The 20,075-nt window shown below is 50.8% G+C and carries 19 protein-coding genes; 5 read left to right on the forward strand and 14 right to left on the reverse strand.

Translation table 11 applies throughout. From position 1 onward, the window contains the following. Window positions 1-68: 68 nt before the first annotated feature. Window positions 69-299: a LysR substrate-binding domain-containing protein gene (locus AACU19_RS16665; RefSeq protein WP_000545308.1), complete on the reverse strand. Its 231-nt coding sequence runs from the start codon at window positions 297-299 to the stop codon at window positions 69-71. A 140-nt stretch (window positions 300-439) separates the two neighbouring features. Here AACU19_RS16665 and argP point away from each other — a divergent pair, with 140 nt between their 5' ends. The 5 genes from argP to scpC all read left to right on the forward strand — a co-directional run bounded on the left by argP (window position 440) and on the right by scpC (window position 6,967). Beyond that, window positions 440-1,333 carry a DNA-binding transcriptional regulator ArgP gene (gene argP, locus AACU19_RS16670; protein ID WP_001360955.1) on the forward strand — a complete coding sequence of 298 codons (894 nt, stop codon included), beginning with the start codon at window positions 440-442 and terminating at the stop codon, window positions 1,331-1,333. Between the two features lie 203 nt (window positions 1,334-1,536). After that, window positions 1,537-3,681: a methylmalonyl-CoA mutase gene (gene scpA / locus AACU19_RS16675; RefSeq protein WP_105276716.1), complete on the forward strand. Its 2,145-nt coding sequence runs from the start codon at window positions 1,537-1,539 to the stop codon at window positions 3,679-3,681. Then, window positions 3,674-4,669, forward strand: coding sequence for a methylmalonyl Co-A mutase-associated GTPase MeaB (gene meaB, locus AACU19_RS16680; protein WP_105278305.1), 996 nt, complete (start codon window positions 3,674-3,676; stop codon window positions 4,667-4,669). The genes scpA and meaB overlap by 8 nt, the downstream gene beginning before the upstream one ends. Window positions 4,670-4,679: 10 nt before the next feature. Continuing rightward, entirely contained in the window at window positions 4,680-5,465 is a 786-nt protein-coding gene (gene scpB / locus AACU19_RS16685) for a methylmalonyl-CoA decarboxylase (protein WP_000122080.1), read from the forward strand. 23 nt (window positions 5,466-5,488) lie between these two features. After that, window positions 5,489-6,967: a propionyl-CoA:succinate CoA transferase gene (gene scpC, locus AACU19_RS16690; RefSeq protein WP_000449927.1), complete on the forward strand. Its 1,479-nt coding sequence runs from the start codon at window positions 5,489-5,491 to the stop codon at window positions 6,965-6,967. Here scpC and srsR read toward each other — a convergent pair. From srsR to cmtB, 13 genes are all read right to left on the reverse strand, one after another. After that, window positions 6,964-7,860, reverse strand: a complete 897-nt coding sequence (gene srsR / locus AACU19_RS16695) for a LysR family transcriptional regulator SrsR (RefSeq protein ID WP_000350807.1) — start codon at window positions 7,858-7,860, stop codon at window positions 6,964-6,966. The two genes, scpC and srsR, sit on opposite strands and share 4 nt — an antisense overlap. Before the next feature lie 167 nt (window positions 7,861-8,027). Then, the gene (locus AACU19_RS16700; RefSeq protein WP_000669834.1) at window positions 8,028-8,768 is read right to left on the reverse strand and encodes an oxidative stress defense protein; all 741 of its coding nucleotides are present in this window, start codon (window positions 8,766-8,768) and stop codon (window positions 8,028-8,030) included. 92 nt (window positions 8,769-8,860) lie between these two features. Continuing rightward, complete coding sequence (gene argO / locus AACU19_RS16705) at window positions 8,861-9,496, reverse strand: arginine exporter ArgO (protein ID WP_000493349.1); 636 nt, start codon at window positions 9,494-9,496, stop codon at window positions 8,861-8,863. 138 nt (window positions 9,497-9,634) lie between these two features. Then, the gene (gene mscS / locus AACU19_RS16710) at window positions 9,635-10,495 is read right to left on the reverse strand and encodes a small-conductance mechanosensitive channel MscS (RefSeq protein ID WP_000389814.1); all 861 of its coding nucleotides are present in this window, start codon (window positions 10,493-10,495) and stop codon (window positions 9,635-9,637) included. 357 nt (window positions 10,496-10,852) lie between these two features. After that, the gene (gene fbaA, locus AACU19_RS16715; protein WP_000034372.1) at window positions 10,853-11,932 is read right to left on the reverse strand and encodes a class II fructose-bisphosphate aldolase; all 1,080 of its coding nucleotides are present in this window, start codon (window positions 11,930-11,932) and stop codon (window positions 10,853-10,855) included. Window positions 11,933-12,146: 214 nt separating this feature from the next. Further along, window positions 12,147-13,310, reverse strand: a complete 1,164-nt coding sequence (gene pgk, locus AACU19_RS16720; protein WP_000111269.1) for a phosphoglycerate kinase — start codon at window positions 13,308-13,310, stop codon at window positions 12,147-12,149. A 49-nt stretch (window positions 13,311-13,359) separates the two neighbouring features. After that, window positions 13,360-14,379 (reverse strand): erythrose-4-phosphate dehydrogenase, encoded by a 1,020-nt coding sequence (epd, locus tag AACU19_RS16725; protein WP_000218480.1) that lies wholly within the window; start codon window positions 14,377-14,379, stop codon window positions 13,360-13,362. Between the two features lie 284 nt (window positions 14,380-14,663). Beyond that, a complete protein-coding gene (locus AACU19_RS16730; protein WP_105278306.1) occupies window positions 14,664-15,377 on the reverse strand; it encodes a nucleoside/nucleotide kinase family protein in 714 nt (237 codons plus the stop codon). Next, window positions 15,374-15,883 carry a fumarase E gene (gene fumE, locus AACU19_RS16735; protein WP_000224157.1) on the reverse strand — a complete coding sequence of 170 codons (510 nt, stop codon included), beginning with the start codon at window positions 15,881-15,883 and terminating at the stop codon, window positions 15,374-15,376. Before fumE ends, AACU19_RS16730 begins: the two co-directional genes overlap by 4 nt. Window positions 15,884-15,904: 21 nt before the next feature. Continuing rightward, window positions 15,905-16,870 carry a class II fructose-bisphosphatase gene (gene glpX / locus AACU19_RS16740; protein ID WP_105278307.1) on the reverse strand — a complete coding sequence of 322 codons (966 nt, stop codon included), beginning with the start codon at window positions 16,868-16,870 and terminating at the stop codon, window positions 15,905-15,907. Continuing rightward, window positions 16,867-18,144, reverse strand: a complete 1,278-nt coding sequence (locus AACU19_RS16745; protein WP_105278308.1) for a zinc-binding dehydrogenase — start codon at window positions 18,142-18,144, stop codon at window positions 16,867-16,869. The genes glpX and AACU19_RS16745 overlap by 4 nt, the downstream gene beginning before the upstream one ends. 14 nt (window positions 18,145-18,158) lie before the next feature. Then, window positions 18,159-19,547 carry a PTS mannitol transporter subunit IICB gene (cmtA, locus tag AACU19_RS16750; RefSeq protein WP_105278309.1) on the reverse strand — a complete coding sequence of 463 codons (1,389 nt, stop codon included), beginning with the start codon at window positions 19,545-19,547 and terminating at the stop codon, window positions 18,159-18,161. A gap of 27 nt (window positions 19,548-19,574) precedes the next feature. Then, entirely contained in the window at window positions 19,575-20,018 is a 444-nt protein-coding gene (gene cmtB / locus AACU19_RS16755; protein WP_105278310.1) for a PTS mannitol transporter subunit IIA, read from the reverse strand. Window positions 20,019-20,075 lie beyond the last annotated feature (57 nt).

Here is a 20,075-nt window from a genome sequence, read left to right on the forward strand (position 1 = left end):
TGGGGTGAGCGAACGCAGACGCAGCACATGCAACTTGAAGTATGACGAGTATATACAAAAAAAGCGATTCAGACCCCGTTGGCAAGCCGCGTGGTTAACTCATCCATAAAATATCGCGCAATGGCGGGCATCCCCTTTCGCCCGGCAAATAAAGCATACAACGGTCTGGGTATGCCGCTCCACGGTGCGAACAGGCGCACCAGTTCACCGTTGGCAAGCCCCTGTTTACAGGCAAATTGAGGCAATAACGCCACGCCATTCAACACAACCAGGGCGCGAACTCGCTGAGCGAAATGCAATAGCGCAAATCCCTGATCTTTTAAGCTGCGTGTTTAACCACTGATACAAATGTACCCGCCGACGGCTTCGGTATATGCAACCTGACGCAAAATTGTGTCATAGTGCAGGAAAAAGCATTTACCAGGAGCAGACAACAGCAATGAAACGCCCGGACTACAGAACATTACAGGCACTGGATGCGGTGATACGTGAACGAGGATTTGAGCGCGCGGCACAAAAGCTGTGCATTACACAATCAGCCGTCTCACAGCGCATTAAGCAACTGGAAAATATGTTCGGGCAGCCGCTGTTGGTGCGTACCGTACCGCCGCGCCCGACGGAACAAGGGCAAAAACTGCTGGCACTGCTACGCCAGGTGGAGTTACTGGAAGAAGAGTGGCTGGGCGATGAACAAACCGGTTCAACTCCGCTGCTGCTTTCACTGGCGGTCAACGCTGACAGTCTGGCGACGTGGTTGCTTCCGGCGCTGGCTCCTGTGTTAGCTGATTCGCCTATCCGCCTCAACTTGCAGGTAGAAGATGAAACCCGCACTCAGGAACGTCTGCGCCGCGGCGAAGTGGTCGGCGCGGTGAGTATTCAACATCAGGCGCTGCCGAGTTGTCTTGTCGATAAGCTCGGTGCGCTTGACTATCTGTTCGTCAGCTCAAAACCGTTTGCCGAAAAATATTTCCCTAACGGCGTAACGCGTTCGGCATTATTGAAAGCACCTGTGGTCGCCTTTGACCATCTTGACGATATGCACCAAGCCTTTTTGCAGCAAAACTTCGATCTGCCCCCAGGCAGCGTACCGTGCCATATCGTTAATTCTTCGGAAGCATTCGTGCAACTTGCTCGTCAGGGCACCACCTGCTGTATGATCCCACACCTGCAAATCGAGAAAGAGCTGGCCAGCGGCGAACTGATTGACTTAACGCCAGGGCTATTTCAACGCCGGATGCTCTACTGGCACCGCTTTGCTCCTGAAAGCCGCATGATGCGTAAAGTCACTGATGCGTTGCTCGATTATGGTCACAAAGTTCTTCGTCAGGAATAATCCATCAAATAATGCCTGGTAATACATACCAGGCATCACCTCCAGTTCTTTTTGTATTCCTTGAATCACATCACAAAATAGACAAATCTCAGGCGGCAAAAAACGACGTCTGGATGCATTTTTTTTGCTGGCGACAAACCCACGTAAAAAGCTCACCGTAAGCGCAAATACCCTCATTTTGATTGCGTTTTATGGAGCAAATAATGTCTAACGTGCAGGAGTGGCAACAGATTGCCAACAAGGAATTGAGTCGTCGGGAGAAAACTGTCGACTCGCTGGTTCAGCAAACCGCAGAAGGGATCGCCATCAAGCCGCTGTATACTGAAGCCGATCTCGATAATCTGGAAGTGACTGGTACCCTTCCTGGTTTGCCACCCTACGTTCGTGGCCCGCGTGCCACTATGTATACCGCCCAACCGTGGACTATCCGTCAGTATGCCGGTTTCTCGACAGCAAAAGAGTCTAACGCTTTTTATCGCCGTAACCTGGCCGCCGGGCAAAAAGGTCTTTCCGTTGCGTTTGACCTTGCCACCCACCGTGGCTACGACTCCGATAACCCGCGCGTTGCGGGTGACGTCGGCAAAGCGGGCGTCGCCATCGACACCGTGGAAGATATGAAAGTCCTGTTCGACCAGATCCCGCTGGATAAAATGTCGGTTTCGATGACCATGAATGGCGCAGTACTACCAGTACTGGCGTTTTATATTGTCGCCGCAGAAGAGCAAGGTGTTACACCCGATAAACTGACAGGCACCATTCAGAACGATATCCTCAAAGAGTATCTTTGCCGCAACACCTATATTTACCCGCCAAAACCGTCAATGCGTATTATCGCAGACATCATCGCCTGGTGTTCCGGCAACATGCCGCGATTTAATACCATCAGTATCAGCGGTTACCATATGGGTGAAGCGGGTGCCAACTGCGTGCAGCAGGTAGCATTTACGCTCGCTGATGGGATTGAGTACATCAAAGCAGCAATCTCCGCTGGGCTGAAAATTGATGACTTCGCTCCTCGCCTGTCGTTTTTCTTCGGCATTGGCATGGATCTGTTTATGAACGTCGCCATGTTGCGTGCGGCACGTTATTTATGGAGCGAAGCGGTCAGTGGATTTGGCGCACAGGATCCGAAATCACTGGCGCTGCGTACCCACTGCCAGACCTCAGGCTGGAGCCTGACTGAACAGGATCCGTATAACAACGTTATCCGCACCACCATTGAAGCACTGGCTGCAACGCTGGGCGGTACTCAGTCACTGCATACCAACGCCTTTGATGAAGCGCTGGGTTTGCCTACCGATTTCTCAGCACGCATTGCCCGCAATACCCAGATCATCATTCAGGAAGAATCAGAACTCTGCCGCACCGTCGATCCACTGGCCGGATCCTATTACGTTGAATCGCTGACCGATCAAATCGTCAAACAAGCCAGAGCCATTATCCAACAGATCGACGAAGCCGGTGGCATGGCGAAAGCGATCGAAGCAGGTCTGCCAAAACGAATGATCGAAGAGGCCTCCGCGCGCGAACAGTCGTTGATCGACCAGGGCAAGCGTGTCATCGTTGGTGTCAACAAGTACAAACTGGATCACGAAGACGAAACCGATGTACTTGAGATCGACAACGTGATGGTGCGTAACGAGCAAATTGCTTCGCTGGAACGCATTCGCGCCACCCGTGATGATGCCGCCGTAACCGCCGCGTTGAACGCCCTGACTCACGCCGCACAGCATAACGAAAACCTGCTGGCTGCCGCTGTTAATGCCGCTCGCGTTCGCGCCACCCTGGGTGAAATTTCCGATGCGCTGGAAGCCGCTTTCGACCGTTATCTGGTGCCAAGCCAGTGTGTTACCGGCGTGATTGCGCAAAGCTATCATCAGTCGGAAAAATCGGCCTCCGAGTTCGATGCCATTGTTGCGCAAACGGAGCAGTTCCTTGCCGACAATGGTCGTCGCCCGCGCATTCTGATCGCCAAAATGGGCCAGGATGGGCACGATCGCGGCGCGAAAGTGATCGCCAGCGCCTATTCCGATCTCGGTTTCGACGTAGATTTAAGCCCGATGTTCTCTACACCTGAAGAGATCGCCCGCCTGGCAGTAGAAAACGACGTTCACGTAGTGGGCGCATCTTCACTGGCTGCCGGTCATAAAACGCTGATCCCGGAACTGGTCGAAGCGCTGAAAAAATGGGGACGCGAAGATATCTGCGTGGTCGCGGGTGGCGTCATTCCGCCGCAGGATTACGCCTTCCTGCAGGAGCGCGGCGTGGCGGCGATTTATGGTCCAGGTACGCCTATGCTCGACAGCGTGCGCGACGTACTGAATCTGATAAGCCAGCATCATGATTAATGAAGCCACGCTGGCAGAAAGTATTCGCCGCTTACGTCAGGGTGAGCGTGCCACGCTCGCCCTGGCCATGACGCTGGTGGAAAGCCGTCACCCGCGTCATCAGTCGCTAAGTACGCAACTACTTGATGCCATTATGCCGTACTGCGGTAACGCCCTGCGACTGGGCGTTACTGGCACACCCGGTGCGGGGAAAAGCACCTTTCTTGAAGCCTTTGGCATGTTGTTGATTCGTGAGGGATTAAAGGTTGCAGTTATTGCGGTCGATCCCAGCAGCCCGGTCACTGGCGGTAGCATTCTCGGAGATAAAACCCGCATGAATGACCTGGCGCGTGCCGAGGCGGCGTTTATTCGCCCGGTACCATCCTCCGGCCATCTGGGCGGTGCCAGTCAGCGAGCGCGGGAATTAATGCTGTTATGCGAAGCGGCGGGTTATGACGTAGTGATTGTCGAAACGGTTGGCGTCGGACAGTCGGAAACGGAAGTCGCCCGCATGGTGGACTGTTTTATCTCGTTGCAAATTGCCGGTGGCGGCGATGATCTGCAGGGGATTAAAAAGGGGCTGATGGAAGTGGCAGATCTGATCGTTATCAACAAAGACGATGGCGATAACCATACCAATGTCGCCATTGCCCGGCATATGTACGAGAGTGCCCTGCATATTCTGCGACGTAAATACGACGAATGGCAGCCACGAGTTCTGACTTGTAGCGCACTGGAAAAACGTGGAATCGATGAGATCTGGCACGCCATCATCGACTTCAAAACCGCGCTAACTGCCAGTGGTCGTTTACAGCAAGTGCGGCAACAACAATCGGTGGAATGGCTGCGTAAACAAACCGAAGAAGAAGTACTGAATCACCTGTTCGCGAATGAAGATTTCGATCGCTATTACCGCCAGACGCTTTTAGCGGTCAAAAACAATACGCTCTCACCGCGCACCGGCCTGCGACAGCTCAGTGAATTTATCCAGACGCAATATTTTGATTAAAGGAATTTTTATGTCTTATCAGTATGTGAACGTTGTCACTATCAACAAAGTGGCGGTCATTGAGTTTAACTATGGCCGAAAACTTAATGCCTTAAGTAAAGTCTTTATTGATGATCTTATGCAGGCATTAAGCGATCTCAACCGGCCGGAAATTCGCTGTATCATTTTGCGCGCGCCGAGTGGATCCAAAGTCTTCTCCGCAGGTCACGATATTCACGAACTGCCGTCTGGCGGTCGCGATCCGCTCTCCTATGATGATCCGTTGCGTCAAATCACCCGCATGATCCAAAAATTCCCGAAACCGATCATTTCGATGGTGGAAGGTAGTGTTTGGGGGGGCGCATTTGAAATGATCATGAGTTCCGATCTGATCATCGCCGCCAGTACCTCAACCTTCTCAATGACGCCTGTAAACCTCGGCGTCCCGTATAACCTGGTCGGCATTCACAACCTGACCCGCGACGCGGGCTTCCACATTGTCAAAGAGCTGATTTTTACCGCTTCGCCAATCACAGCCCAGCGCGCGCTGGCTGTCGGCATCCTCAACCATGTTGTGGAAGTGGAAGAACTGGAAGATTTCACCTTACAAATGGCGCATCACATCTCTGAGAAAGCGCCGTTAGCCATTGCCGTTATCAAAGAAGAACTGCGTGTACTGGGCGAAGCACACACCATGAACTCCGATGAATTTGAACGTATTCAGGGGATGCGCCGCGCGGTTTATGACAGCGAAGATTACCAGGAAGGGATGAACGCTTTCCTCGAAAAACGTAAACCTAATTTCGTTGGTCATTAATCCCTGCGATCGAAGGAGTAAAAATGGAAACTCAGTGGACAAGGATGACCGCCGATGAAGCGGCAGAAATTATCCAGCATAACGACATGGTGGCATTTAGCGGCTTTACCCCGGCGGGTTCGCCGAAAGCCCTACCCAACGCGATTGCCCGCAGAGCTAACGAACAGCATGAGGCCAAAAAGCCGTATCAAATCCGCCTGCTGACGGGGGCGTCAATCAGCGCCGCCGCTGACGATGTACTTTCTGACGCCGATGCTGTTTCCTGGCGTGCGCCATATCAAACATCGTCCGGTTTACGTAAAAAGATCAATCAGGGCGCGGTGAGTTTCGTTGACCTGCATTTGAGCGAAGTGGCGCAAATGGTCAATTACGGTTTCTTCGGCGAAATTGATGTTGCCGTCATTGAAGCATCGGCACTGGCACCGGATGGTCGAGTCTGGTTAACCAGCGGGATCGGTAATGCGCCGACCTGGCTGCTGCGGGCGAAGAAAGTGATCATTGAACTCAATCACTATCACGATCCGCGCGTTGCAGAACTGGCGGATATTGTGATTCCTGGCGCGCCACCGCGGCGCAATAGCGTGTCGATCTTCCATGCAATGGATCGCGTCGGTACCCGCTATGTGCAAATCGATCCGAAAAAGATTGTCGCCGTCGTGGAAACCAACTTGCCCGACGCCGGTAATATGCTGGATAAGCAAAATCCCATGTGCCAGCAGATTGCCGATAACGTGGTCACGTTCTTGTTGCAGGAAATGGCGCATGGGCGTATTCCGCCGGAATTTCTGCCGCTGCAAAGTGGCGTGGGCAATATCAATAATGCAGTCATGGCGCGACTAGGGGAAAACCCGGAAATTCCTCCGTTCATGATGTATTCGGAAGTGCTACAGGAATCGGTGGTGCATTTACTGGAAACGGGCAAAATCAGCGGGGCCAGCGCCTCCAGCCTGACTATCTCGGCCGATTCCCTGCGCAAGATTTACGACAATATGGATTACTTTGCCAGCCGCATTGTGTTGCGTCCGCAGGAGATTTCCAATAACCCGGAAATCATCCGTCGTCTGGGCGTCATCGCTCTGAACGTCGGCCTGGAGTTTGATATTTACGGGCATGCCAACTCAACGCACGTAGCCGGGGTCGATCTGATGAACGGCATCGGTGGCAGCGGTGATTTTGAACGCAACGCGTATCTGTCGATCTTTATGGCCCCGTCGATTGCTAAAGAAGGCAAGATCTCAACCGTCGTGCCAATGTGCAGCCATGTTGATCACAGCGAACACAGCGTCAAAGTGATCATCACCGAACAAGGGATCGCCGATCTGCGTGGTCTTTCCCCGCTTCAACGCGCCCGCACCATCATTGATAATTGTGCACATCCTATGTATCGGGATTATCTGCATCGCTATCTGGAAAATGCGCCCGGCGGACATATTCACCACGATCTTAGCCACGTATTCGATTTACACCGTAATTTAATTGCAACCGGCTCAATGCTGGGTTAATGACTCGTCCCGTCACGATCTTCAGCAATATGCTGAAGCATCGTGGCGGTATAACGATGATTTCTGATTGAATAAAGATATTCCTGCATATACATCGGCCTGTGCGGCGCATCAAAATATTTCAGCGTTGCCGGATTCACCAGTCGCCAGGCAAAATGCGGGATCACCGTCAGAAAATGTCCGCGCTCCACGGCGCTGATTTTGGCCATAAAACTGTAAGGTCGATAAATAATTGTGGGATTGATCCCACAAGGACGCATATTCGCATCAATCATTGCTTCGAAGTTGGCCCGGTTCTGAAAGCGCATTTGTAGCCAGGGTAGCTCCTGAAGCAACTCTTGCTCTTGTCGCTCTTCATAACGGCGAGAAACGAGAAAGCCCAATCGCAGCGGTGGTAGTTCACTGATAGTCAGGTTTTCCAGTTCCTGAACTCGTGCAGATACATGCTGTGGGGAGATTATAAAATCTAACTGACGGTCAAAAAGATTATCGATAACGCCGTTTTCGCTGAACTCAACTGGCTGGGCGGTCACGCCTTCGTACTTATCTCCGAGACTAATCAACTGATCAAAAATAATGGTCGGATAAGTATTATCTATGCCTATCACAATTTCTCGTGAACGACGTCCTGAGTTATGGATTTCATTATCAATCGCAGAAAGCCGTTGATAAACCGGGAACAGTTTTTGATACAGTTCCTGCCCGGCTTTATTGAGGCTGATATTATTATCTTTGCGGGTAAATAGCGTATAGCCAATTTGTTCTTCCAGCGCGGCAATGCTTTTGCCAAATGGCGAAGCCGTCATATGGATTTTTTCTGCCGCCCGGGCAATATTATTGGTTTGCGCTAATAAAATGAAATTGCGCATCTTTTTCGAAATAAAAATGTCCATCCCCGCTCCCCCGCATCCTTGTCCGCTTAACCGTTTCAGTCAGCCTATCCTTGATGAAACCGCGAGCAAAGATAGGTGATTACGTCATGGTTTTACAGAAAATTACAGAAAAAGGAGGCAATATCGGGTAAAGGCATTAGCCCGACCAATACGTCGGGCTACAAGTATTATTGTGCGGCAGGTGTTTTAGCGGGTTGTTGATCCACAGGTTCTAACTGGAAGACCACATCGACCTGATCATCAAACTGAATAGCAGCCTGCTCGTAAGTTTCCTGGGCTGAGACCGGCGCGGCATCGGCTTTCATCATCCGCACCATTGGGCTGGGCTGATAGTTGGAAACATGGTAGCGCACGCTATATACCGGCCCTAGTTTACGATGAAAGCCGTTCGCCAGTTCCTGCGCCTGATGAATCGCGTTATCAATCGCTGCCTTACGCGCTTTGTCTTTATAGGCATCCGGCTGCGCCACGCCCAGCGATACAGAACGAATTTCGTTAAGACCCGCCTTCAGCGCACCATCCAGCAAGGAATTCAGTTTGTCTAACTGACGGAGCGTGACTTCCACCGTTCTCACAGCACGGTAGCCTTTCAGGATACTTTTACCATCCTGATAATCATAATCTGGCTGGGTGCGTAAGTTCGCTGAGCTGATATCTTTTTTCGCGATCTGATTGAGTTCAAGGAAGGAAATGTATTGTGCGACGCGCTCATCCGCCTGTTTCTTGGCAGTAGCGGCATCCTTCGCGGCCACGTTGACTTCAATCGCAAGAGTGGCAATGTCTGGCACCGCATCCACGCTTGCCGTACCGGAGGTGACAATATGCGGTCCATCCGGCAATTCGTTAGCCTGCGCTGCCATCCCGCTAATACCCATTAATGCCGCCAGGGCGATAACTTTGAACTTCACGTTAGTCTCTCCGTGTTAATTGACTTGCCCAAAATTCAGGACCTCTGGAGGCAAGCTTAGCGCCTCTGTTTTATTTTTCCATCAGATAGCGCCTAACTGAACAAGGCTTGTGCATGAGCAATACCGTCTCTCGCCAGCTGCAAGGCAATAAACCACATAACACATCCCACTACCAGATTGATAATGCGCTGTGCTTTTGCCGTACGCAGACGCGGTGCCAGCCAGGCTGCGAGAAGAGCCAGACCAAAGAACCAGAGGAAAGAGGCGCTAATTGTCCCGAGCGCAAACCAACGTTTTGGTTCAACATCAAGCTGCCCCCCAAGGCTACCCAGCACCACAAAAGTATCCAGGTAAACATGCGGATTCAGCCAGGTCACTGCCAGCATGGTGGCGATAATTTTCCATCTTCCTTGCTTCAGGACTTCGGCACTGGCTAACTCAATATTACTGCTCATTGCGGTTTTAAAAGCGCCAAAACCATACCACAGCAAGAAGGCTACGCCGCCCCAGGTGACCAGCGCCAGCAACCACGGCGACTGCATCAATAACGCACTGCCACCAAAAATCCCGGCGCAAATCAGGACCAAATCGCTGATAGCACAAAGTAAGGCAATCATTATGTGGTACTGACGACGAATGCCCTGATTCATCACAAAAGCATTTTGTGGACCGAGCGGTAGGATCATAGCCGCCCCAAGTGCAAGACCTTGAAAGTAATAAGAAAACACGTTGGATATTCCGAATTAAGTATCTGATGCAGAGACTATATCGCGGGATTGTTATTAGCGGAAATTGATAATATTAATTGGCAATCAGAAAAACTAATAAGAGAGAGGCCAGAGAGTATTATCTGGCCTCAGCGTTGATTATGCAGCTTTGTCTTCTTTCACCCGCTTAAAGTTCACATCCATTTGCGGGTATGGGAAGCTGATACCGGCGGCATCAAATTCACGTTTAATACGCTCCAGCACATCCCAGTACACGTTTTGTAGATCGCCGCTTTTGCTCCAGACGCGGACCACGAAATTAATCGACGATGCGCCAAGTTCGTTCAGACGCACAGTCATTTCGCGATCTTTCAAAATGCGGTCTTCAGACTGGATAATATCGGTCAGGATCTGCTTAACCTGATCGATATCGGAATCATACGCCACGCCAATAATAAATTCGTTACGGCGAACTGGCTCGCGGGAGAAGTTAATAATATTCCCGGCAATAATTTTACCGTTCGGAATAACGATAATTTTACCGTCTGCAGTACGCATGGTGGTGGAGAAAATCTGCACGCTCAGCACAGTACCGGCTACGCCGCCGAGGTCAACATATTCTCCGGCACGGAACGGGCGGAACATGACCAGTAACACGCCAGCGGCCAGGTTAGACAGTGACCCCTGCAAAGCCAGACCAACAGCTAAGCCGGCGGCACCGAGTACAGCAATGACTGACGCTGTTTGTACGCCCACGCGGCCCAGTGCAGCGATTAGCGTAAAGGCGATAATTCCGTAACGGACTAATGCAGAAAGAAAATCAGCAACGGTGGCATCGATTTTACGGGAGATCATCAGGCGATTCACCGCGTTGGAAATCATCCGCGCGATAATCAAACCAACGATGATGATCGCGAGTGCCGCCACGATGTTTACTGCATAACTTAGCAGCAGCGCCTGGTTAGCCACCAGCCAGCTCCCCGCGCCGTTTATGCTATCGACAACATTCAAATCTTCCATTCAATATTCCTTTTCAACTGACTCAAAATGGAGAAATACACTCCGCCGCCTTATGACGGGCAGTCTGACAAGGGTAAACAATAAAGCATAATTTTGCCAAATAGATCACAGATTTCTCATCTGCATCACCTTGCTTTTGGTGAAAAAAGATCCGCAGAGCGGGCCTCAGACAGATATCAATGTGCGCTTTGTCATACCGGATGCGGCTTTAACGCCTTATCCAGCCTACAAAAACCTGCAAATTCAATATATTGCAGGATACGTGTAGGCCTGATAAGCGTAGCGCATCAGGCATTTTTTCTTTTGGCGAAAAAAAGACCCGCAGAGCGGGCCTTGAGATAAGCAGAAAGGAATATCTTACAGAACGTCGATCGCGTTCAGTTCCTGGAATGCTTTTTCCAGACGAGCGATCATCGAAGTCTGACCGGCACGCAGCCATACGCGCGGATCGTAGTATTTCTTGTTCGGCTGATCTTCGCCTTTCGGGTTGCCCAACTGACCCTGCAGATAAGCTTCGTTCGCTTTGTAGTAGTTCAGAACACCTTCCCAGGTTGCCCATTGGGTATCGGTATCGATGTTCATTTTCACTACGCCGTAGCTTACGGAGTCTTTGATTTCCTGAGCAGTAGAACCGGAACCGCCGTGGAATACGAAGTTCAGGCTGTTGTGCGGCAGGTTGTGTTTCTTGGAAACATATTCCTGAGAGTCACGCAGGATGGTCGGAGTCAGAACAACGTTACCCGGCTTGTATACGCCGTGTACGTTACCGAAGGACGCTGCGATGGTGAAGCGCGGGCTGATTTTGCTCAGCTCGGTGTATGCGTAATCAACGTCTTCCGGCTGGGTGTACAGTGCAGAAGCGTCCATGTGGCTGTTGTCCACGCCGTCTTCTTCACCACCGGTGCAACCCAGTTCGATTTCCAGAGTCATGCCGATTTTGGACATGCGCTCCAGGTATTTAGAGCAGATTTCAATGTTCTCTTGCAGAGATTCTTCAGACAGGTCGATCATGTGAGAAGAGAACAGCGGCTTACCGGTAGCAGCGAAGTGTTTTTCACCTGCGTCCAGCAGACCGTCGATCCACGGCAGCAGTTTCTTCGCGCAGTGGTCAGTGTGCAGGATAACCGGAACACCATAATGTTCAGCCATCTGATGAACGTGATGCGCACCAGAGATCGCACCCAGGATAGCAGCGCCCTGCGGAACGTCAGATTTCACGCCTTTACCAGCGATAAAGGAAGCACCACCGTTGGAGAACTGAACGATAACCGGCGCTTTAACTTTAGCAGCGGTTTCCAGTACGGCGTTGATGGAGTCAGTACCGACGCAGTTTACTGCTGGCAGTGCGAAGTTGTTTTCTTTTGCTACCTGGAAAACTTTCTGTACGTCATCACCAGTGATTACGCCAGGTTTTACGAAATCAAAAATCTTAGACATGTCTCTTGTCCTGTATCGTCGGGCCTTATACTCGTCATACTTCAAGTTGCATGTGCTGCGTCTGCGTTCGCTCACCCCAATCACTTACTTATGTAAGCTCCTGGGGATTCACTCTCTTGTCGCCTTCCTGCAACTCGAATTATTTAGAGTATGAAAAAATGCGTGCTCTAAAAGCGCGCTGCAACAAGGGCAGGTTTCCCTGCCCTGTGATTTTTTACTTCTTAGCGCGCTCTTCGAGCATCGCTACTGCAGGCAGTACTTTACCTTCCACGAATTCGAGGAATGCGCCGCCGCCAGTGGAGATGTAGGAGATTTTGTCAGCAATGCCGAACAGGTCGATTGCTGCCAGAGTGTCGCCGCCGCCAGCGATGGAGAACGCTTCGCTGTCTGCGATAGCGTTAGCCACGATTTCAGTACCTTTGCGGAAGTTCGGGAATTCGAACACACCAACCGGGCCGTTCCACAGAATGGTTTTCGCATTCTTCAGGATTTCAGCCAGTTCCTGCGCAGAAGCATCGCCGATATCCAGGATCTGCTCGTCAGCTTTCACATCGTTAACAGATTTCAGGGTAGCCGGTGCAGTTTCAGAGAACTCAGTTGCTACGCGAACGTCAGACGGAACCGGAATGTTGCAGGTGGTCAGCAGACGTTTTGCTTCGTCAACCAGGTCAGCTTCGTACAGGGATTTACCCACATCGTGGCCTTGTGCCGCGATAAAGGTGTTAGCGATACCACCACCCACGATCAGCTGGTCAGCGATTTTAGACAGGGAGTCCAGAACGGTCAGTTTGGTAGATACTTTAGAACCACCAACGATAGCCACCATCGGGCGAGCAGGTTCTTTCAGTGCTTTACCCAGCGCGTCCAGTTCAGCTGCCAGCAGCGGGCCTGCGCACGCAACATCAGCGAATTTACCGATACCGTGAGTAGAAGCCTGCGCGCGGTGAGCAGTACCGAATGCGTCCATTACGAACACGTCACACAGTGCAGCATATTTTTTGGACAGGGTTTCGTCGTCTTTCTTCTCGCCTTTGTTGAAGCGAACGTTTTCCAGAACAACCAGTTCACCTTCAGCAACGTCAACGCCGTCGAGGTAATCTTTAACCAGACGAACCGGGTTAGACAGTTTGTCTTTCAGGTAGTTAACAACCGGCAGCAGAGAGAATTCTTCGTTGTACTCGCCTTCGGTAGGACGACCCAGGTGGGAAGTTACCATCACTTTCGCGCCTTGTTTCAGGGCCAGTTCGATGGTCGGCAGAGAAGCACGGATACGCGCGTCGCTGGTTACTTTCCCGTCTTTTACTGGTACGTTCAGATCCGCACGGATAAATACACGTTTCCCAGCAAGATCCAGATCGGTCATCTTAATTACAGACATGGTGAATCCTCTCGTTGATTCTAAAAGTTTTGCAGACGCTGCTTGCGTCTTACCTGAAAGCAACAGTAGCCATAGCTAACGTCGTGTCGAGCATTCGGTTAGCAAAGCCCCATTCGTTATCGCACCAGACCAACGTTTTGATCAGGTGTGCGCCACTGACCCGGGTTTGGGTGCCATCGACAATGGCACTGTGCGGATCGTGGTTAAAATCTACAGAGACCAACGGCAATTCCGTATAGTCAACTATACCATGAAATGCACCTTGTGCTGCTTTTTGCAGCAACAGGTTGACTTCATTGGCTTTTACAGGTTTCTTCACCGTCACGCTTAAATCGATTGCCGTCACATTTATGGTTGGTACACGCACCGCAATTGCTTCAAAGCGATCGTTAAATTGCGGAAAAAATCGTGTGATACCGGCGGCCAGTTTAGTATCGACTGGAATGATCGACTGGCTGGCTGCCCGGGTGCGACGCAGGTCAGGATGGTATGCATCAATAACCTGTTGATCGTGCATGGCGGAGTGAATTGTGGTCACAGTGCCGGACTCAATACCGTACGCATCATCTAACAATTTGATGACGGGAATTATGCAATTCGTGGTACAGGAAGCGTTAGAAACGATGCGGTGTTCCGCACGAAGTTGATCCTGATTGACGCCGTAAACCACGGTCGCGTCGAGATCATTACTACCAGGATGTGAAAAGAGCACTTTTTTGGCCCCGGCGGCAATATGCGCTTCGCCATGCTCGCGGGAGCCATATACGCCGGTGCAGTCAAGAACCACATCGACGCCAAGTTCACGCCATGGGAGCGATTGCAGTGAACGTTCGTGTAATACGCGGATGGCGTCATCACCAACAAAAAGTTGATCGCGTTCCTGTCGTACTTCCCATGCAAAACGGCCATGACTGGTGTCATATTTCAACAAATGCGCCATGCCCGCAGCATCCGCCAGTTCGTTGATTGCCACCACGGTAATTTCCGCCCGGCGTCCGGATTCATACAAAGCACGAACCACATTACGCCCGATGCGACCGAAGCCATTTATCGCTACGCGTACGGTCATAGATCTCCTGCAAGGTTTTCCCTGAGCAAATTTGCCAAACAGAGTAATCCAGCAAATCGTCCGGGGAAACCTTACCTGTCGCAAACTGCGACTGATTGGTTAATTGTCGAACATTTAATCGACTGAAACGCTTCAGCTAGGATAAGCGAAACGTGGAATAAAAGGAATGATTGTCCAGTCAAAGAAGACAATTATCTGACTTGTATCACACTTTCTTCCCTTCTTGCAGGAGGCTTTATTCCAGACTGGCGTAATAATAACCGCACAATAACTGGAATAAATTGTCAGCTTATGAAGTGATACCTGCCTTCTTCCGTCATCTCTAATATCAGATTGGCCTGACAACTATTCAGCAGCACACGCTCGACATTAGGGCCATCGGTTCGGGCATAAAAAGCTTCGGCTTCATCCCGCGATAATCCCCCCGCAATTTTACGACTAATCAAGCGTTCCCGCAGAATTTGAACGGGGGCATGAATAAAAACAGAAAAATCGCAGAAAGATGCCAACGCCCGCCACTTCTCGTCGTCCAGCAACAACCAGTTTCCTTCGACGATGACGAGTGGTGCGGTAACGTGCAACGCATCTTCAACAGGATCATGCTTTTGTCGATCGTACTGCGGCCACGTACAATCCCCTTCCATTACCTGGCGCAGATTTTCCGCCAGTTTTGCCACATCGAATGTCTCTGGTGCGCCTTTAAAGGAGCGCAATTGATGCGCATCCAGCCAGCTATTGTAATGGTGAAAACCATCCATCGGCAGCGTCTGAATAGCGGGTAGTTCCGGGTCTTGTTGCGCGAGATATTCCCAGAAGGTGGTTAGGGTAGATTTACCCGTCCCCGGCGGAGCGCAAAGAAAAACCACCGTACGCCGCTGCGGATTTACCGTCTGTAAGGCTGCCAGCATACGCAGCAACGGTGTATGCACATTTTCAATCTCTTCGTTCGGGTACTGTGCCTGTACCTTTAATCCATTCACCGTCAGTTCGATTTTCACGGCGTTAATTCCTTTAAGGTGGTCGTTACTGCCAGCGTCAGCGCCGTTTTGACCATCCCACTAAAACGCACCTCTGACCAGACGGCGAAATCAGCGAACTTCATCGCTTTTAACGCGTCATAGAGCGTCGCATTGCGGGTTATGCTATTGACGTTGCTGATAAAATCCCAGGTAATGTCATCGGCAAATCCGGGCGTTTCATCCTGTTCGTTCAGGTAATGCCAGAACTGGGAAAAATGCGTGATATCGGCGTACAGCCATTTATCCATTTTCCCCAGCGCATAAATCAAACGCAGTGCAACATCAATATCGTTAAGCGGGCCGCTTTGGGCGAGTAACGGCTTCACTGCATATTCGACGATCTCTTCATCGTTATCGACAAACAGCGACGGCAGAAACTGGCGTATCCCCTGGAGCAAAATAGAATGCGCAGTTTTCATAAATGACAATAAATTGTCCTGTGCGTCCAGTTGCTCAAGCACATCATCTTCTGTCAGCGTCGCCATTCGTCTTCCGATAGATCACCATCAATGCAGGGAGTCTATTATATTACACGTTTGGTCCGCGCCGCCGATCAGTAATGTCTGCGTCCGCACCCCATTCGCCGTCTGTTGGATACCATTCACCAACTCGCCGCCCGTCACGCCCGTAGCACTAAAGAGGATATCGTTCCCCTTCACCAGCTCATCGAGCGAGTACACACGGTTAACGTCAACGCCCATTGCCTTGCAACGCTGGCGTTCCTGTTCTGCAATCTGCCGATCTTCCGTGTAATCCCCTTTGGCCTGGCAAAAATCAATCAGCTCGGCCTGCATATCCCCGCCCAATGCTTTAACAGCACAGGCAGAAATAACTCCTTCCGGCGCGCCGCCGATGGTGTACATCACATCGTAAGGATTATCCTGCCAGCAGGTCAGCACGCTGGCGGCGACATCGCCATCCGGCAGGGCAAAAACCTTCACGCCCAGTTGTGTCGCTTCCTCAATTGCGGCTCTCAGGCGCGGTTTATCCAGCGTAACCATACGTAGCTGGTCCAGCGGTTTGCCTAACGCTTTCGCCACATTGCGCAAGTTGTCCGCCAGGGGTAACGCCAGATCAATCGCGCCCGCCGCAAGCCGATTAACGGCCAGCTTTTTCATATACATATCGGGCGCGTGTAGAAGGCTACCTCGTGGTGCGAAGGCCATTACCGCCAACGCATTACTCTGCCCCATTGCCACCATCCGGGTGCCTTCAATCGGATCGACCGCGATATCGACTTCTGGCCCATCGCCTTTGCCCACCTCTTCGCCAATCCACAGCATCGGCGCATGGTCAATTTCTCCCTCGCCGATGACCACTCGCCCACGAAAAGCGACATCGTTTAATGCCTGGCGCATCGCGGTGACCGCCAGGCCATCAATTTTATTTTTGTTGCCACATCCGGTTTGCGGCCAGGCAGCCAACGCTGCCTGCTCCGTAACGCGAAATAATGGCCACGCCAGGGACATCATTGCGCGGCCTCCCCGATATCAACGCCAAATTGCGCCAGCAGATATTTCTCGGCCTGTTCATTCCAGATGCCGTGCGTTTCCTCAACCAGCCGCGCAAGCTCTTTAAACAGCGGATCTGTTTTGCCTTTTTCGGCAAAATCGGCAATGGCGGTGAGCGGCATGGTAACGCCGTTGTAAATGAGTTTTTTACCACCGGGGATATCCGGTAAATTGAGAACGGTATCTGGCACTGCATCCAGGCCACCGATATGGGTCACCATAAACGACGGTTGCAACTGCCCCGTGGCGCTAAGGGCAATCGCCTCTTTCATATCGTCCGTTGAACCACCCGATGTACCGACGACGTGCGTGCTGTTGTAATGGACGTTGTAGAAATTAAACGGCACTTTGAAGTTTTTATCCGTCGGCCCGGCAAAGAAGTTCAGGCAGCCATCTTCCGCCAGTAATTCGTCAGCCATCTCAACGACAGCAGGCACCGCCGCATAAACAAAAATGTCATCGAATCCGGCATCTGCTGTCAGCGCCCGCAGCTTCTGTACCGGATCGGCCATTCCTTTGGTATTCACATATATCAGCTCAATGCCTTTGCTGGCCGCCAGCTCCACCGGCAGCAGCTTCTGCACCTGTGCCAGGCGTTTTTCGTCGATATCGACCACCACTACCCGCGAAGGTTGTATGCCGCCGTTAATAGCGTAATCGATAGCGCCTATCCCCATCGGGCCCGCACACGCCAGCAGCGCAATATTGCCGCCAGGTTTGACGCCCATGCGATGCTCATAAACATATTGCGTGGTGTGATAATTGGCATGATAAGCGCCAATAATGCAGCACATAGGCTCTGCCAGCGACGCCGCAGCAAAATAAGATCCGTGATACGGTAATACGCAGCCCAAATTAATGGCTACCTCTGGAATAATCATATAGGTGGCGTTACCGCCAAAATATTCGTAGCTGTATCCCGCAGAATACCCGCTTGGTAGCCCCATCGCCGGTTGCAATACAAAACGTTGGCCTTTTTTATATTTGTCGGTAAGATTTTTCCCCACTTCAACAATAATCCCGGCACATTCATGCCCGGTAATGACCGGATGATTTTCTAAATCGTCGGGCACCCGTTTATGTTCGCTACCGAGTAACGCCGCTTTCCAGGTCGATAAACACACACTGTCAGAAATTACACTCACCAGCAGTTCATTATCGGTAATTTCGGGCAGTTCAAATTCGCGCAGACGGACATCCCGCTTGCCATAAATAGCAGCAACTTTGGTTTTCATTTTTACCTCGGCAATCAGTTTTTATGTTCAGCGGTTAATTGATTAAATAAAGTGTCGAGTTTGGGATCGCCAATATAGTTATTAATCAATATCAGCGGTTTATCCGTCACACGTTTCACGCGCCCTTCCAGACTAGCGTGAGTAACGACGATATCCACATCTGCAGGCACGTTTTCTATCGCGTAATGTTTTACTTCTATTGCCAGCCCCGCTTTTTCCAGGCGCTTACGGAAGGTGGTTGCGCCCATCGCGCTGGAGCCCATTCCCGCATCGCAAACAAAGGCGATACGCTTAACCCGGCTTAACGAGAATGCACCTTCTTGTTTCATCGCCTTAACCGCATTGGCGGACTGCACAAACTCATCCTCGCTCTCCGTTTCCACCGTTTTTTCCATCTTCAGTATTACGGAAGTGATAGCAAAGGACACCAGGGTACCTACCGTAACACCGGCAATTGTCGCCAGGAACGAGCCTTTCGGCGTCAGTGCAAGGTAAGCAAAGATAGACCCCGGACTTGGACCAGCCACCAGACCACCGTCCAGTAAGTTAAACATCCAGGTGCCAGACATACCGCCGGCAATCATGGCAATGATGGCCAGCGGCTTCATCAGCACATACGGGAAATACAGTTCGTGGATCCCACCGAGGAAGTGAATAATCATCGCCCCGGGCGCAGAACGTTTACTCATCCCTTTACCAAACAAAGTAAACGCCAGCAGCAGACCTAAGCCAGGCCCAGGGTTGGACGCCACCATAAAGAAGATGGATTTACCGTTAACTGAAGCCTGTTGCATCCCCAACGGGTAATAGACGCCCTGATCTATCGCATTATTGAGGAAAAGCACTTTCGCCGGTTCATTGATGACTGACAGCAAAGGCAGATAGCCCGCATGTACCAGCGCCTCAATACACTCTTTGACGAAAGTATTGGCAATTAACACCGCCGGGCCGATAACTTCAAAACCCAGCAGACAAAGGAGCATCCCGGTGATACCTAATGAGAAGTTATTGATAACCATCTCAAAACCAGCAGGTATGCGTTTTTCCAGTGCCTTATCGACATATTTTATGACCAGCCCACCTAACGGTCCCATGATCATTGAACCAAGGAACATCGGGATTTCTGCGCCGACGATTACACCAATTGTCCCTATTCCGCCCATGACTGCGCCGCGTTTACCGCCGACTAAATGGCCACCGGTAGAACCAATCATTACGGGCAATAAATAGGTAATCATCGGGCCGACAATTTTGGCGAAATGTTCGTTAGGCAACCAACCAGTAGGAATAAATAATGCAGTAATAAAACCCCAGGCAATAAAAGCACCAATATTGGGGATGACCATTGCCGTCAAAAAGCCCCCAAAAGCCTGGACCTTTGCACGAGCAGACTTGTTTTCCATAATATTATCCTGTAGAGGAGAGAGTCATTATTCGCGGCTGATAATGTCCGCTAATTGTTTTTCTGATGTTGCAGTTAAGAGTTGTTCAAGTATTTCTTCTTCGCACAGCAATTCACTTAACGCCTGAATAGCGCCAATGTGCGAATCGGCATCGGCAGCAGAAAGACCGATAAGTAATTTAATCGGTTCGTCATTCCCCGGAAAATAAACGCCTTGTTTAAGTAACGTCAAAGACATCCCGGTTTTAAGCGCCCCACATTCCGGTCGCGCATGAGGCATTGCCACGCCTGGTGCGAGAATATAATAAGGGCCATTGTTAATGGTGGAATCTTTAATAGCCTGAATGTAATTCTCGCTGATATAGTTTTTATCCAGCAATGATGCCATCGAGAAATTGATAGCTTCCTGCCAATCTTTTGCTGAATGTATAACTGAGATTGATGATTCTGGAGAATAATCAATAAGCCGCATAAATTATCCTTATTTTATTTTTAGGGTACCGTCCGGCGGTAAAAATAAAATACTCGT

Origin of the sequence: Escherichia sp. MOD1-EC4550, from assembly GCF_963876935.1 — a bacterium.
In the GTDB taxonomy this organism is placed as follows: Bacteria; Pseudomonadota; Gammaproteobacteria; order Enterobacterales; family Enterobacteriaceae; genus Escherichia; species Escherichia coli_F.